The sequence below is a fragment of the Streptomyces sp. NBC_01017 genome (assembly GCF_045162795.1).
Taxonomy (GTDB): domain Bacteria; phylum Actinomycetota; class Actinomycetes; order Streptomycetales; family Streptomycetaceae; genus Streptomyces; species Streptomyces machairae.
Genome location: NZ_CP108683.1, coordinates 3,490,338 through 3,505,847 on the forward strand (window position 1 = coordinate 3,490,338; position 15,510 = coordinate 3,505,847).

At 70.9% G+C, this 15,510-nt stretch carries 9 protein-coding genes; 2 read left to right on the forward strand and 7 right to left on the reverse strand.

Going from position 1 to position 15,510, the window contains the following annotated elements; genetic code table 11:
* Positions 1 to 28: 28 nt before the first annotated feature.
* Entirely contained in the window at positions 29 to 1,216 is a 1,188-nt protein-coding gene (locus OG331_RS15840) for a sulfotransferase family protein (RefSeq protein WP_406196529.1), read from the forward strand.
* A 36-nt stretch (positions 1,217 to 1,252) separates the two neighbouring features.
* Here OG331_RS15840 and OG331_RS15845 read toward each other — a convergent pair whose 3' ends face one another.
* From OG331_RS15845 to OG331_RS15875, 7 genes are all read right to left on the reverse strand, one after another.
* Positions 1,253 to 1,969, reverse strand: a complete 717-nt coding sequence (locus tag OG331_RS15845; RefSeq protein ID WP_406196532.1) for a glycoside hydrolase family 12 protein — start codon at positions 1,967 to 1,969, stop codon at positions 1,253 to 1,255.
* Between the two features lie 36 nt (positions 1,970 to 2,005).
* On the reverse strand, positions 2,006 to 4,216 hold the full coding sequence (locus OG331_RS15850) for a glycosyl hydrolase family 95 catalytic domain-containing protein (protein ID WP_406196534.1): 2,211 nt from the start codon (positions 4,214 to 4,216) through the stop codon (positions 2,006 to 2,008).
* Positions 4,213 to 6,192 (reverse strand): beta-galactosidase, encoded by a 1,980-nt coding sequence (locus OG331_RS15855; RefSeq protein ID WP_406196536.1) that lies wholly within the window; start codon positions 6,190 to 6,192, stop codon positions 4,213 to 4,215. The genes OG331_RS15850 and OG331_RS15855 overlap by 4 nt, the downstream gene beginning before the upstream one ends.
* On the reverse strand, positions 6,192 to 8,420 hold the full coding sequence (locus OG331_RS15860) for a 1,4-beta-glucanase (protein ID WP_406196538.1): 2,229 nt from the start codon (positions 8,418 to 8,420) through the stop codon (positions 6,192 to 6,194). The genes OG331_RS15855 and OG331_RS15860 overlap by 1 nt, the downstream gene beginning before the upstream one ends.
* A 96-nt stretch (positions 8,421 to 8,516) precedes the next feature.
* Positions 8,517 to 9,443: a carbohydrate ABC transporter permease gene (locus tag OG331_RS15865; RefSeq protein WP_406196540.1), complete on the reverse strand. Its 927-nt coding sequence runs from the start codon at positions 9,441 to 9,443 to the stop codon at positions 8,517 to 8,519.
* Positions 9,440 to 10,405, reverse strand: a complete 966-nt coding sequence (locus tag OG331_RS15870) for an ABC transporter permease (protein WP_406196543.1) — start codon at positions 10,403 to 10,405, stop codon at positions 9,440 to 9,442. The genes OG331_RS15865 and OG331_RS15870 overlap by 4 nt, the downstream gene beginning before the upstream one ends.
* A gap of 136 nt (positions 10,406 to 10,541) precedes the next feature.
* The gene (locus OG331_RS15875) at positions 10,542 to 12,221 is read right to left on the reverse strand and encodes an extracellular solute-binding protein (protein ID WP_406196546.1); all 1,680 of its coding nucleotides are present in this window, start codon (positions 12,219 to 12,221) and stop codon (positions 10,542 to 10,544) included.
* Positions 12,222 to 12,568: 347 nt separating this feature from the next.
* Here OG331_RS15875 and OG331_RS15880 point away from each other — a divergent pair, with 347 nt between their 5' ends.
* Positions 12,569 to 15,406, forward strand: coding sequence for a glycoside hydrolase family 3 C-terminal domain-containing protein (locus OG331_RS15880; RefSeq protein WP_406196548.1), 2,838 nt, complete (start codon positions 12,569 to 12,571; stop codon positions 15,404 to 15,406).
* Positions 15,407 to 15,510: the final 104 nt, after the last annotated feature.

Genomic DNA, 15,510 nt, shown 5'->3' on the forward strand with positions numbered 1-15,510 from the left:
AGCCAGTTCGGCGGGATAGAGTCGCCGCGTGTCCTCGCCTCCCCTCGCCCTCACTCTCGCCAACCAGCTGCTGCGGCCGGGGTTCGGATCCCGTCGCGGTCCCGACCGGATCTTCGACCGGATCGTCGTGGAGACGGGAGAGGCCAAGGGGGACCGGCAGTTCGTCGACGACTTCCGGCTGCTGCTGGGCTGGTGGGCGAGGGCCGAGAACCTCACGCCGGTCGGCTGGCAGTCCGCTCAGGTCTTCGTGCGCCGGCATCTCGCGAATCGGGCGCGGGTACGGGGGCTGATCGCCGAGCACCCGGAGATCGGGCGGGAGCCGATCGAGAAGCCGGTGTTCGTCGTGGGCCTGCCGCGTACCGCGACCACCGTCACGCACTCCGTGCTGTCGCTCTCGGCCGAGCACCGCGGTCCCTTGCTGTGGGAACTCCTCGCCCCCGGCCTGGAGCCGTCGCCCCGTGAGCGCCGGAAGGCGGTCACGGCAGGCCGCCGCATGGTCCAGGGAACCAACCTGTTCGCACCGCGCTTCCGCGACATCCACGCGATGGCCGCCGAGGGCCCCGAGGAGTGCACCTTCGCCCTGCCGCACGCCCTGATGCCGCTGTCACAGGTGCTGATACCGGAGTACGTGCAGTGGTACCGCGCGCGGGACTTCACCGACGACTACCGGTACCTCAAGCAGGTGTTCCAGGTCCTGCAGTACGGCCGTCCGCGGCGCCGCTGGATCCTCAAGTCCCCGCTGCACCTGGGCAACCTCGACGCGCTGCGCACGGTGTTCCCGGACGCCACGACCGTGTGGTGCCACCGCGATCCGGTCACCGCCGTGGCCTCCTTCTGCAGCCTGATCGAGCACGGCATGGCCGTCAGCACCCGCCCGCTCGACCTGCACGGCATCGGCGCCACCTGGTCCGGTCTGCTGAGCCGTGCCATGCGACGCGGCCTCGCGGCCCGTGCCGCCCTCCCCCGCGAGGCGGTGGTCGACGCCCCGTACTCCTGGCTCGGCGCCGAGCCCGCCACGGGTGCCCCCAAGCTCTACGACGCCGTCGGCGCACGCTGGACCGACGCCGAGGCCGCCCGCCTGGCCGGCGCCGTCGCCCGCCCGAAGGGCGCCCGACCGCACCGCTACGACCTGGCCCGCTACGGCCTGACCCGCGCCGAGGTGGAGGACGCCTTCGCGGACTACAACGCGCTGCGGGCCGAGGTCGACCGCGCCTGAGGCGGGACGCGGACCGGCCCCGGCCCTGCTGACGGGTCAGCTGCTGCTGACGGTCAGGTTGTTCGTGGCGAAGTCGAGCCCGCCGGACGACGAGGTGATCTCGTAGCCGAACTGGACGTCACCGATGGTCTCGCTGCTGGACATCCAGCCCTTGGTGTTGGCGATCCAGCTGAGGATCGGCTTGATGTCCACGCTGCCCGAGGTGGAGTCGGACGTCCGCAGGAACGAGAAGACCTCGTTCGCGCCGTTGCTGCCCTTGTAGACGGTCCAGGTGTGACCGCCGAGCGTGGCATTGCCCTGCGAGGTGCCGAGCGGGCCGACGGCGCCGTTGTAGTTGACCCAGAGCATGATCTCGTAGTCGTAGTCGGTGTCCCAGATGTCGTACGACGTGTTGTACGCGCCGGACGACGGGACGGAGACGTTGTAGCTGCTGGTGAGCGAGCCGAGGGAGGCGATCGTCTTGTTGATCACCTTCTTGGAGTTGGGGTAGGACTTGATGCCGCCGGTGCCCGGGTGATTGGCCCAGACGCCCCAGTTGGTACCGGAGTTGGCCCAGATGCACTGGCTGCCGGCGCCGGAGCCCCAGATGTTGTTGTAGAGCGTGTAGCCGTTCAGGCTGGTGTTGCCCCACTGGTCGCAGGAGTTCCAGACGGCGGCCGAGGCGGGGGCGGAGGCGAGCCCGACGGTGGCGCCGAGGGCCATCGCCGGGGCCAGCACGGCCATGGTGATCTTGCGCAGTGCGCTCTTTGCCATGGTGTCCCTTTCCATGGGTGGGGGGAGTTGCGGGGGTTACCACGCCCCGAAGCCGAGGACGTGGTCTTCTCCGGCGACGAGGTCGAGCGGTTGGGCGTCGCCGGAGGAAGTCCGGAGTTCGATGCGGAGGGTGCGAGACGGTTTCAGGACGGCGGTCGCCCCGCCGGGCGCCCAGGTCAGGTCGACCTCCGCGCCGAACCGGGTGCGTACGCCTCGAAGTCGCCCCTCGGGGAGGGCGGCCGGCAGGGCCGGCAGCAGGACCAGCCGGCTCGGGGTCGACTGCACGAGCATCTCGATCAGTACGGCGGGCAGGGTGTGCGCGGCGTCCGCGTTGTACACGTTGCGGTTCGGGTAGTGGGCGCTCATCAGGGAGGCGTGGAAGAAGTCGCCGTCCAGGACCTGGTCGAGGGCGTGGGCGACCCGCTCGCCGTCCCTGAGGCGGGCCGCGATGAGGGCGTGGTGGAGATGGCCGTGCGCCGAGTCGTTCTCCGCGCCGCGCAGTTGGAGGGCACGGTGGGCGGCCGTCGCGAGGTCCGGGGTGTCGTACGGGGTGATCTCGTCGAGGGGCCAGACTCCGTAGAGGTGGCTGAGGTGGCGGTGGTCGTACGAGTCCTCCAGGCCCGGCCAGGCCCATTCGGCGAGGGCACCGTCGGCGTTGATCCGGTGCGGGGGGAGGCGGTCGGCGAGGGCGCGCCAGCGGCCGGCCTCGGGGGTGCCCGGGTGGTAGCGAGCGGCCGTGCGCAGGGCGTGCCGGGCTGCCGAGAGGTCCATGGCCGCGTTGATCGCGCCCCAGCTCGCGTTCGCCGGGCGGTTCTCGGGTGAGTAGGAGGGGACGACGATCAGGTGGCCGTCGCTGTCGGTGCGGGTGAGGAAGTCCTCGTAGAACCGGGCGACTTCGGCGAGGGCGGCGGCGGTGCGCGGGTCGCGTGCGCCGTGGGTCTCGTCGTGGTCGACGAGCGGCTTGAGCAGCCAGTCGGCACCCGCGGTCCACAGGTGCAGGGGGTATGCGCGGCTGAAGTGGTGGATGTGGCCGGACTCGCCGTCGGTGTGGGCGGGAGCCATGACGCCACGGGTGCCGAAGATCGCGCGGGCGTTGTCCCGCCAGTGGTCCAACTGGCCGTGGACGAGGGCGGCATGGGCCTCGGTCACCTCGGGGAGTGCTGCCGCGGCGGCCGACGCGGTCTGGAGATTGAGGTTGGCGTCGGTGGTGAACGCGCCCGACCAGGCCGTGTTCCAGTCGCCGGTCCACAGGCCGGTCAGCCGGGGCGGCAGCATTCCGGCGGCGGACATCAGGTGGTAGCGGCCGGCCGCGAAGAGGCGCTCCAGGAGGGCGGGGCTCTTCGGGCGGCTCACCAGGTCCGAGCCGGGCAGGGCTCGTTCGGCCGCGTCGGCGCCGAGGTCGAGGCCGGCGCGGAGGTAGGCCGGGCGGTGCAGGTCGGCGTGGCGGGTGAGGAGCCGGTCGTACGGGTCCTCGTCGCCTTCGGGCAGCAGGGCGCGCAGCGCGTGTGTCTCGACGAGCGCGTCCAGCTCGCCGGTGTGGCGCCGGACGCGGGTGAGGAGCAGCAAGGAGCGGGCCTTCTCGATGCGCAGGCCCGGCAGCGAGGTGCGGGTGCTTCCGCCCGTGACCACGGCGAGGGTGACGCCCGTGTACGCGCGGTCGCTTCCGGGATAGCGGGCGCGCAGGGTGAGGAGCGCGCCCTCGGGAGTGCGGACGGCACTGTGTCCGACCGCCAAGTCGTATGGGACACCCGGAAGTTGGTGATCCAGGGTGACATCGACCGTGGGGCCGGGCTCGGTGACGTACTGGACGATGACGTCGTCGGCGCGGGAGACGAACACCCGGCTCCGCCAACCGCCGTGCGCGGCCGTGCAGACGCCGGTGGTGAAGTCGGCCTCGCGGCGGTAGTCCCCGCGCTCCTCGGCGGCCGGGCGGCGCAGCCGCACCTGGAACGCGGGGTGGAAGGGCTGCACCCATTGGAGCTCACGCCCGTCGGTGAAGCGCTCGGCTGCGGTGACGTCACCGGCGAGCAGCCGGTCCTGAAGGTGCGGCAGCTCGGCGGCGAGGGCGGGGGGACGGGCGTGTTCGCCGCCGTTGGGGCGGACCAGGGTGTGGTGGTTGACGATGACCCGGTCGGCGTTCGGATCGCCGAACACCATGACGCCGTGTCGGCCGTTCCCGCTCAGGAAGGCGTCCTCCCAGCGGGTGGCGGGGGCGGGCTCCCAGGTGCCGTCCACGGGTCCGCTCATGAGACGGCCTCCAGTACGGCGACCCCGTACCGCCCCAGCTCCACCGAGTCGGCGGTGTCCGCGCCGGTCAGCAGGTCGTGGTGGCGGCCGGGCACGGGGACGGTGACCGGGTCGCGCCCGTGGTTCAGAAGGAACAGCAGCCCGCCCCGCCGTACCGCCTCCACACCTGCCGGAAGTCCGGCGAGGGTCGGTCGTACACCCGCCCCCGTCGCGATGTCGGCGAGCAGTGTGCGCAGGGCGTGCGGCTCGGGGAGGGTGGAGACGTACCAGGCACGGCCCTTGCGCAGGACGGCGGGCAGTCCGTCCAGCTCGCCCCCCTTGTAGGGCGTCACGGCGGCCACGTCGTCCGCCGCCTCGATCTCCTCGGACCACAGGGTGCCGTGGAAGCCCTCGACAGCGGCCTTCTCCCCCGCGTCGAGCGGCCACCATTCGTGCAGCGTGCGGATGCCGAACAGCTTGCGCAGCCGTACGTCCATGCCGCCCGGGCGGACGCGGTCGTCCTCGTCGGCGACGCCGGTCAGGAAGCCGGCGACGAGGGTGCCGCCGTTCTCGACGTACGCGACGAGGTGGTCGATGGCCACGTCCGTCATCAGGTACAGCTGGGGGACGACGACCAGTTTGTAGGCGGACAGGTCGTGCTCGGGGTGGGCGAAGTCCGTGACGGTGTGGGCCTCCCAGAGGGCGCGGTGCCAGGCGCGGACGACCTGCGGGTAGTCGACCTCGCAGGACAGCCGGCCGTCCTGCCGGCTCGCCCACCAGGCGTTCCAGTCGAGGAGTACGGCGACGTCCGCGGCGTCGACCCGATTGCCCGCCACCTTCCCGCCGAGCCGGGCGAGCTCGGCGCCGATCCGCTTGACCTCCTGGTAGGTACGGCCGTGCTCACCCGCGTGGCTGACCATCCCGGAGTGGAACTTCTCCGAGCCCTGCCGGGACTGCCGCCACTGGAAGTAGCAGACGGCGTCGGCGCCGCGGGCCACGGCCTGGAGGGACCACAGGCGGTTGAGGCCCGCGGGCTTGGGGTGGTTGACGCCGCGCCAGTTGACCGGTCCGGCCGCCTGCTCCATGACCATCCAGGGGCCGCCGCGGGCCTGCGAGCGGGTCATGTCATGGATGAGCGCGCCGTACTGCCCGCCGAACGGATCGCGCGGATCCGGGTAGGTGTCGACCGAGACGACGTCCTCCCGCTCGGCCCAGAGCCAGGCGTCCTGCCCCTGCCAGAACGGCATGAAGTTGGTCGTCACCGGGATGTCCGGGCTGTGCCGGGCGACGATGTCGCGCTCGGCGAGGTAGCACTCCAGCAGCGCGTCGGACGTGAACCGCTTGAAGTCGAGAACCTGCGTGGGGTTCTTCATGTAGTGCGCGTGGCGCGGCGGCAGCACCTCGTACCAGTCGCCGTATCCCTGGCTCCAGAAGGCGGTGCCCCAGGCCTCGTTGAGGGCGTCGAGCGTGCCGTATCCGTCCTGGAGCCAGCGGCGGAAGGCGGCCTCGGCCTCGGGGCCCCAGTCGTAGGTGCAGTACTCGTTGTTGATGTGCCACATCCGCAGGGCCGGGTGGCCGGCGTAGCGGGCGGCGAGGTCCTCGGTGATGGCGGCGGCGTAGCGGCGGTACGTCGCGCTGGAGTGGGAGAAGTGCTGGCGGGAGCCCCACCACTCGGTCCGGCCGTCCTCGTCGCGCGGGAGGGTCTCGGGGTGCAGCCGGCCCATCCAGGGCGGGGGCGAGGAGGTGGGGGTGGCGAGGACGACGCCGATGCCGCCCTCGTGCATCAGGTCCATCAGCCGGTCCAGCCGACCGAACTCCCTTGCCCCTGGGCGTGGTTCGAGTTCGGCCCAGGAGAAGACGCCGAGGGTGACCGAGTTGACGCCGGCGTCCTTCATCAGGCGGACGTCCTCGTGCCAGGTCTCCTCGGGCCACTGCTCCGGGTTGTAGTCGCCGCCGAAGAGAAGGCGGCCGCGGGTGGCGTCGTTCAGGTCGGGCATCAGACCGGCTCCCCGTACTGGACGCCCCGCCCGTTGGTGGCGAGGTAGACGCGGCCGTGGAGGCGCGGGTCGCCGGTGACGGCCGCTCCGATCCAGCCCCATTGATGCAGGTCGTCGTTGATCCGCACCCAGGTCTTCGCCTCGTCGTCGGAGCGGTGCACTGCGGTGCCGCTCTCGGTGGAGCCGACCATGTAGAGCGCCGGGTAGGAGGCGCCTCGGGCGGCCTTGCCGAAGCCGAGGGTGTACGAGGCCCGGCAGCTGTCGGCCTTGGTGAAGGTCGTGCCGCCGTCGGTGGAGCGGTACAACCCGTTCCACTTGAGGCTCAGCCACAGGTCACCGGACCAGCCGGGTGCCACGGCCAGCTGGAACTCCTTGTCACCCGAGTTCAGCCCGCCGGCCCGCGCGGCGAAGGTGAGGCCGCCGTCGGTGCTGGCGTGGAGGGTGCCGGTGGCGGTGTCGAAGGCGTAGAAGGCCGTCGGGTCGACGGGGTCCGCGACCGGGGTGGCCCCCTTCGGGAAGGAGATGACCTCGGACCAGGTGGCGCCGTTGTCGGCGGAGCGCTGGGCCGGGTAGGGGGTGCCGTCCCAGTGCACGAAGGACCACAGCAGCACGCTGCCGTCGGCGTTGGCGGCGATCGGCCCCGGCGCGTCCTTGGCGATGGCGGGCTGGGCCCTGAAGGGCGCCCAGGTCTGCCCGCCGTCGTTCGAGTGGGCGCCGTTGCCGTTGTCGCCCCAGCCGGTACGGACGACGTACGACGGTCTGGCCGCGGCCTGCGCGAGCCCGGTGGAGGTCCCGAACACCGGATTGGCGGCCATGCCGCGCGACGGGGACGCGGCGAGGGACTCGTGGTACATCACACCGATGTCCCCGTTGCCGCTGATCAGGTGCGCCCTCCCGGCCGGCGGCGAGATCAGCTGACGGACGGACGTCTCCTCCAGTCCCCGGATCTGCGGGGCCCAGTGCACCAGGTCGCGCGTGCCGTAGAGGGTGGCGCCGGTGCCGTGGACGATGTGCTTCGCGTCGTACGGGTCGACGGCGACCGTCTGGATCCACCAGCCGAACTTGGGCTTGTCGGCACCCCACTTGAGGTACGGCGTCTCGGAGACGTCCAGGACGGCCGTGTCCTTCAACGACGTCCATGTGCGACCGCCGTCGGTGGTTCGGTACACGGTGTCGATGTCGGCCCAGCGGTTGTTGGTGGACACCACGACCGTGTCGGGCCGCCGGGCGTCGACGGCGACGCCGCCGTAGCCGAAGGTGTCGGCCGACCCGTCACCCGTGGTCCCGCCGGGCTTCACGGGCGTGACGTCGGTCCACTTCCCGTTGAGCGTGCACAGCTTGTGCGCGCTGCCGTCGGACTGACCGTTGGGGCCGGGCGCGTCGGCGTACGTCACGTACAGCTCGTGGGTGTGGCGGTCGTACGCGGCGCGGATCGGGACCTTGGCGGCGGTGCCGGTGGGCTGACCGGGGACGGCCTCCCACTTGGTGCCGTCGGCGGTCCGGTACAGGTTCTTGGTCGCCGCCGTGCCGTCGCCGTCGCCCCAGCCGGCGTAGAGGGTGCGGCCGGCGGCGACGAGGAGGGTGACGCCCTGTCCGGTGGCACTCGGGGAACCCGGGAATCCGGTCACGGCCGCCCAAGTGGCGCCCCGGTCGGTGGACTTGAGCAGCCCGTCGTGCCGGGTGCCCAGCCACAGGGTGTCACTGTCCCGCGGGTCGACGAGCAGCCGCTCCCCCGTGCCCCGCCCGTCCTCGTTGGCGCCGAGCTTCACGGTGAGGTCGGCGCGCTGCCAGGTGGCCCCGCGGTCCGCCGAGCGCAACACCGCCCCGTTGCCGGCCCAGGACTGGGCGTAGGTGCCCAGGGCGAGGTAGACGCGGTCGGGGTGGGCGGGGTCGACGGCGATGGCCTCGACGCCGAGGAGGTTCCAGTCGTCCCAGCCGAGGTGGTCGGTCAGCGGGGTCCAGCGGGCGGCGCGGTCGTCCCAGCGGTAGGCGCCGCCGATGTCGGTGCGGGCGTAGGCGAGGCCGCGGACGGAGGGGTGGAAGAGCACGCCGGTGACGAAGCCGGTGCCGCCCATGACGGCGTTGCGCCAGCGGTACGCCTGGCCGGCGGCAGCGGCGTCGGGCTCGGCGGCGGACGCCTGCACGGCGATGGACGGCACGGCGGTGAGCGCGGCGGCGGCCGCGGTGCCGGCGAGGACGGTGCGTCTGCTGGGCTGGGACGTGCGCATGGCAAACCTCGTTCTGGCAAAGGGGGCGGGGACGCCTACCTGAGGGACAGCGAACAACCGGTGGTCCTGCGGCACGACGACTTTGCGGTGCGGTCGTCAGCCCTTGACCGCGCCGGTCAACATGCCCTTCTTGAAGTGGCGCTGGACGAACGGGGACGCGACGGCGACGGGGATCAGCGCGAGGACCATGACGGCCATCTGCAGTCCCAGGGCGGAGAGTTCACCGGTGCGGACCGCCTGCTGAAGGCCGGTCGGAGCCTCGGTGTTCTTCTGGACCAACTGGATGAGCACGTTCTGCAGCGGCATCATCTGCGGGTCGCTGAGGTAGATGGACGCGTTGAACCAGGCACTCCAGTAGCCGACCGCGTAGAAAAGCGAGATCACGGCCAGCACCGCCCGCGACAGCGGCAGGACGATGGTCAGCAGAATCCGCACATCACTCGCCCCGTCGATACGGGCGGACTCGGTCAGTTCGGGGGAGATCCCCATGAAGAAGGCCCGCAGGACGAGGATGTTGAAGACGCTGACCGCGCTCGGCAGGACCAGCGACAGATAGGTGTCCGTGAGACCCAGCGACTGCACCAGCAGATACGTCGGGATGAGCCCGGCCCCGAAGAACATCGTCGCCATCATGGTCATCAGGAAGAACCGATGACCCAGACTCCCTGGCCGCGACAGACCGTACGCCGCGAGCACCGACACGGTCATCGAGAACAGCGTGCCGAAGAGGGTGACACCGACCGAGACCATGATGGCCCGGCTCACCTGGCCACCGCCGAGCAGCTCCGTGTAGTTGACGAAGGTGATGCCCTGGGGGATCACGACGAGGCCGCCGACCCGGTCGATCACCGGCTTCGGGGAGAGGCTGGTGACGATCACGATCCACAGCGGACCGAGCACCCCCAGGCAGCACAGCGCGAGGAAGCCGCTCTTCAAGGTGAGTCCGGCCTTGCTGGGCGGCTCCTCCCACACGGGGCGGGCGGGAGCCCTGAGGCTGCGGATGAGCTGCGTGTTGAGGCTCACTTCTTGTACACCCCCTGCTCGCCCAGCAGGTGCGCGAACTTGTTCGCGCCCAGGACGAGGCACACTCCGATGACTCCCTTGGCGAGGCCGACCGCGGCCGCGTAGCTGAAGTCGCCGTTCTGGATACCCATGTTCCACACGTACGTGTCCAGGACCTCGCTGGCCCCCGCACCGACGGCGTAGCGCTGGAGCAGGAACTGCTCGAAGCCGACGCTCAGCGCGTCGCCCACCCGCAGGACCAGCAGCAGCGCGATCACCGGACGCAGCGCGGGCAGCGTCACGTGCCACATGCGCCGCCGGCGCCCGGCGCCGTCCATGGCGGCGGCCTCGTACAGGTCGGTGCTGACGGCGGACAGGGCGGCGAGGAAGACGATGATCCCCCAGCCGGCGTCCTTCCACACGGCCTGCGCGGTGACCAGGTACTTGAAGAGATCCGCGTCGGTCATCAGGTCGAAACCGCTCCACCCGTGGTCCTCAAGGGTCTGCGCGATGATGCCCGCGCCGCCGAGGATCTGCTGGAACACGGTGACGACGAGGACCCAGGAGAAGAAGTGCGGCAGATACATGATCGCCTGCGCCACGGCCCGCACCCGGGGCCGCACCACGCTGTTGATGAGCAGCGCGAGGGCGATCGGGACCGGGAAGAACAGCACCAGTTGGAGCACGAACAGGACGAGGGTGTTCTTCGTGGCGTCCCAGAACAGCGGGTCGTCGACCATCCGCGAGAACTGCTCCACCCCGACCCAGGGGCTGTGGAAGATCGCCGTGACGCCGTTGCCGGAGACGTACGGGTCGTAGTCCTGGAAGGCGACGACGTTGCCCAGCAGCGGGACGTAGTTGAAGAGCAGGAGCAGGACGATGACGGGCAGCGTCATCAGGATGAGCGCGCGATCGCGGCGCAGCCGGATCCGGAAGGGAACCTTGCCGGCCTTGCTCGCCCCGCGCGGCACCCGCTCCTTCACCGCGGCGGTGGCGACCGCGGCCGTCGGCTCCTCGACGGCCGCGGGAGGACGACGGCGGTGGCGACCGCGGCCGTCGGCTCCTCGACGGCCGCGGGAGGACGAGTCCCGTCGGGCCTGCTCCCGGCCGTGAGAGACATCAGTTGCCGCTGCCGTTCTTGTCGATGAGCTCCTTGTACCAGTCGCGCAGCTTGTCGCCGCCGGAGGACTTCCAGGTGGAGATGGCCGCCTGCACGTCCGACAGTTTCCGGTTGCCGCGCACGTAGTCGATCTCCAGCTGCTCGAACTGGCTGGAGAGACTGGCGTAGCGGGTCGGCTCGACGATGTTCATGCCGTACGTGGACGTCTTCTTCATGAAGGCGCCCATCCGCTGCTGCCACTCGACCTGCTTGCGGGCGACGTCGGGGAAGTCGGGGTGGGCGTAGTAGGCGGCCGGTGCGGCCAGCATCACCCAGGCGTTGACCACCTGGGAGTTGCCCAGGTCGTTCTTGACCGGGACGCCGTCCTTGACCGTGTAGTGGGTGCCCTCGACGCCGTAGTCGACGAGCATCCGCTCCTTGGTGCCGTAGGGCGCTGCCGCGAAGTCGGCGGCGGCCAGCGCGTTCTCGATCGTCGTCCTCGAGGCGCCCTTGCGGATCAGCGACCAGATGCCGGCGGGCTGGGCCGCGGTCAGCTTCGGGTTGCCACCGTCCGCGCCGAAGATGTCCATGCCCTCGATCTCGAAGTCCGGGTTGGACGCGGCCTGTTCGGTGGTCTTCCCGTACCAGGAGGACATGTCGTTGTTGAAGACGATGATCTGGCCGGCGGTGAAACGGTTGCCCGCGTCGCCCGAGCGCGCCTTGTCGTCGGGATGGACCACGCCCGCGTCGAACAGCTTGCGGGTCCACTCCAGGGCTTCCAGGTACTCGGGCTGCTCGACGCGGTACGTCAGCTTGCCGTCGTCCCCGATGTCCCAGCCGAGCGTCCCGGAGGGGCGGACGCCGAAGATGCCCCATGCGGTCCAGTTCATGTCACCGCAGGCGTACACCTTGGCCTTGGCGCTGGTGGCCTCCTTGGCCCAACTGAGGAACTCTTCGGGTGACTTGGGGACCGAGTAGCCCTTCTTGTCGAAGATGTCCTTGCGGTAGAAGGGCACGATGAAGGACGCAGTCGCGGCCGGCATCGGGATGCCGCGCAGGGCGCCGCCGAAGATGCCCATGCGCCAGGCGTCGGAGGGGATGGCCGCCAGGTTCGGGTACTTCTTGACCTTGTCGCCCGCCAGGTAGGGGCCGAGGTCCATGAACTTCGCGGTGACCGCGTTCGAGATCTTGCCGACCAGTTCCCAGCTCGGCACGACCACCATGTCGGGTATGGAGCTGGAGGCCAGGACGGCGCCGAGCTTCTCGCCGTAGGTGTTGCCGTCCTGGTTCTGCCAGGTGACCTTGGTGCCCGCCGCGGCGTCCAGCGCCTTGTAGTAGGGGTTGCCGGGCTTCGGCGGGGAGCCCCAGAACGGGGCCATGACCTTGAAGGGGGCGCCGGTGCCGAGCTTCTCCGGGACCGAGGTGGCAAGGGCAGCGAGGTCGACCTTGCCGGTGTAGCCGGCCGCCGAACCGTTCTTCGACGGAAGGTCCGGCTGGGCGACCGTGCCGGCCACGTACGTCGGCAGCAGCTTCTTCGCGTCCTTGCCGGACGTGGCCCCCTCACGCGAACCGCTGTCCGAACCGCCGCAGGCGGCGAGCAGCGGCATCCCGCCGGCCACCGCTGCGGTGGCGACCGCCGTGGAGGCGAGGAAGCCTCTCCGGCTGGGTCCGGAGGAGGCTGAGTCGGCGTTCGGCGTCATTGCGTCAACCCTTCGTGGCGCACCTGGACACCCGGCGGTGGGCCGTCGGCTGCGGTGTCGTAAGTGGAACTGGCTGAGCTGAAGCGGTCCTCCGACCACTGCGACGAGATCCGGCGAGATCCGACCTGACCTCGTCGTCGAAGCGCTTCGATGTTGCTGCGAGGTTAAGTGAACACCCAGGGGTGCACAAGGGTGGCTTCCAAGATTCCTACGAGGTGCAGGAAGGGACCTTTCCTTATGCATTGCTTGAAGCAAGGGTGTCGATGTCTTGACACTCGCCCCTGAGCCGATTGAGCATCGAAGCGCTTCGAAAGCGCCTCGCCGCTCCATCGCAAGGGGAACCCCACGTGACCGCACAAACGCCGCCTACGCCACCTTTCCGTGATCGGCGACTGCCGTTCGCGAAGCGCATCGACGACCTCCTGTCGCGGCTCACCCTCGACGAGAAGATCGGATTTCTGCACCAGTTCACGCCCGCCGTGGAGCGCCTCGGCATCGCCGCGTTCCGCACCGGGCAGGAGGCCCTGCACGGCGTGGCGTGGATGGGCCCGGCCACCGTCTTTCCCCAGGCGGTCGGCCTCGGCGCGACCTGGAACACCGATCTCGTACGCCGGGTCGGCGAAGCGGTGTCGAAGGAGACCCGCGCCATGCGCGCCCGCGACGACCGGGTCGGCCTCAACGTCTGGTCCCCCACCGTCAATCTCCTGCGCCACCCCCTGTGGGGCCGGAACGAGGAGGGCTACTCCGAGGACCCGAAGCTCACCTCGGCCATCGCCACCGCGTACACCCGCGGGCTGCGCGGCGACCACCCGACGTACTGGCGCACCGCCCCCGTCCTCAAGCACTGGCTGGCCCACAACAACGAGACGGGCCGCGACGTCACATCCTCGTCGGTGCGCCCCCGCGTCCTGCACGAATACGACCTGCGGGCCTTCCGCGAGACGGTCGAGGCGGGCGCGACGGCCGGGGTGATGCCGGCGTACAACCTGGTCAACGGCCGCCCCAACCATGTCTCGCCGTACCTGCGCGAGCACCTGCGCACCTGGACCGACGAGGACCTCCTGATCTGCTCGGACGCCGGTGCGCCGTCCAACCTGGTCGACTCCGAGCACTACTTCGACACCCACGAGGAGGCCACGGCGGCCGCGATCCTCGCCGGTGTGGACAGCTTCACCGACCACGGCACCGACAGTTCGAAGATCACGGCGCGGGTCCGCGGGGCCCTGGACCGGGGCCTGCTGACCGAGGCGGACCTCGACACGGCGGTCCGCCGCCAGCTCTCGGTCCGCTTCCGCCTCGGTGAGTTCGACCCGGAGTACGACCCGCACGCGCTCACCCGGGACTTCGACACCCCGGCCCACCGCGCCCTGGCCCAGGAGGCCGCCGAGCAGTCGGTCGTCCTGCTCAAGAACAGCGGCGGACTGCTGCCGCTCGCACCGGACACCCGGATCGCCGTGGTCGGCCTGCTCGCCGACGAGTGCAAGCTCGACTGGTACAGCGGCACGCTCATCCACCGCTCCACCCCGCTGGAGGGCCTGTACGAGCGGTTCGGCGCGGAGCGGGTGGAGTTCGCGGAGGGCGTCGACCGCGTCCTGCTGAAGACCTCGGCCGGAACCTTCCTGCGCGTCCCCGAGGCCGAGGCCGACGACGAGGGGCGCGGCGCCGAGGGCGCCCTCGACCCGGCCCTGCTCGCCGGCCGTACCGACCTGCCCCCGCTGACCTGCGGCCCGACCGGCACCGAACTCGCGCTCGTCGACTGGGGCGAGGGCGTGCTGACGCTGCGTGCCCCCGACGGCCGCTATCTCTCCGTCGCCGGGGACGGCTGCCTGCGCGCCTCCGCCGACCAGCCCGGAGGCTGGGTCGTCCAGGAGACGTTCCGCTTGGAACCGCACGAGAACGGGCACCTCCTCCGGCATCTCGGCACGGGTCACCACGTCTCAGTCGCCGCCGACGGCGTCAGGGTTGCCGAGGCGAATCCGGAAGCTTTCGAGCTCGTCGTCGTCGAATCCGGCGAGGAAGCGGTGGCGCGTGTCACCTCGCGGGCGGACGTGGTCCTGGTGGTCGCGGGCAACGACCCCCACATCAACGGCCGCGAGACCGAGGACCGCACGACACTGGCCCTCCCCGCCCATCAGGAACGCCTCCTGCGGGCCGCCCGCGCCGCCAACCCGAACACGGTGCTGGCGCTGGTGTCGGCGTACCCGTACGCCGTCGACCCGGCCGCGATCCCGGCGATGCTCTGGACGTCCCACGGCGGCCAGGCGGCCGGCACCGCCCTGGCCCGGGTCCTGGCCGGCGACGTCTCCCCCGCGGGCCGCCTCCCCCAGACCTGGTACGCCGCCGACGCCGACCTGCCCGGCCTCCTCGACTACGACGTGATCGACGGCCGGCAGACGTACCTGTACTTCGAGGGGACCCCGCTGTTCCCGTTCGGCCACGGCCTGTCGTACGCGAGTTTCTCGTACGCCGGCCTGCGGACGACGGTGGGCGGCGACGCGGTGACGGTCACCTTCACGGTCACCAACACCGGCGACGTGACGGCCGACGAGGTCGCCCAGCTCTACACCCGCGCCGTGGACCCGACGGTGCCGCGTCCGCGCCGCGAGCTGGTGGCGCACAGCAGGGTGCGGCTGGCTCCCGGCGAGCGGCAGGAGCTGAGCTTCGAAGTCCCGCTGTCCGCCTTCGACTTCTGGGACGTCGCACGGGGCGGATGGCGCCGCGAGCCGGGCCCGTACGAGATCCTGGCCGGCGCCTCCAGCGAGGACATCCGCCTGCGCATGCCCCTGACCCTGGACGGCGAGGCGCCCGCCCCGCGCCCGGCCCTCCGACGCGGCCTGAACGCGGCCGACTTCGACGAGCAGACCGGCATCGCGATCGTCGACCGTACGAAGGCGTCGGGCGATGCGGTGACGTCGGCGCAGGGCGAGGTGGGCGAACTGGTCTACCGGCACTGCGACTTCGGGGCCGGCGTCACGCTGGTGACGGCGACGGTCTCCGGCGACGGCGTGGCCGAGGTGTCCCTGGACGGGGGCCCGGTGCTCGCCGCATTGACGTCCGGGGCGGCGGACGCGAGCCCGTACGACTACACGACGGTGAGCGCCGGCATCACCGCCGACGGCGTCCACGACGTCCACCTCGAACTGCGCGGCCCACTGCGGCTCGCGCACGTCGGCTTCTCCGGTTGAGGGTCCGGAACAGGCCGACGCAGGAAGGGGCCCGGCACCGGAAGGCATCGGTGCCGGGCCCCTTCGGGAACCTTATATGAAAATGGTTCCCATTAGCTAGCCTT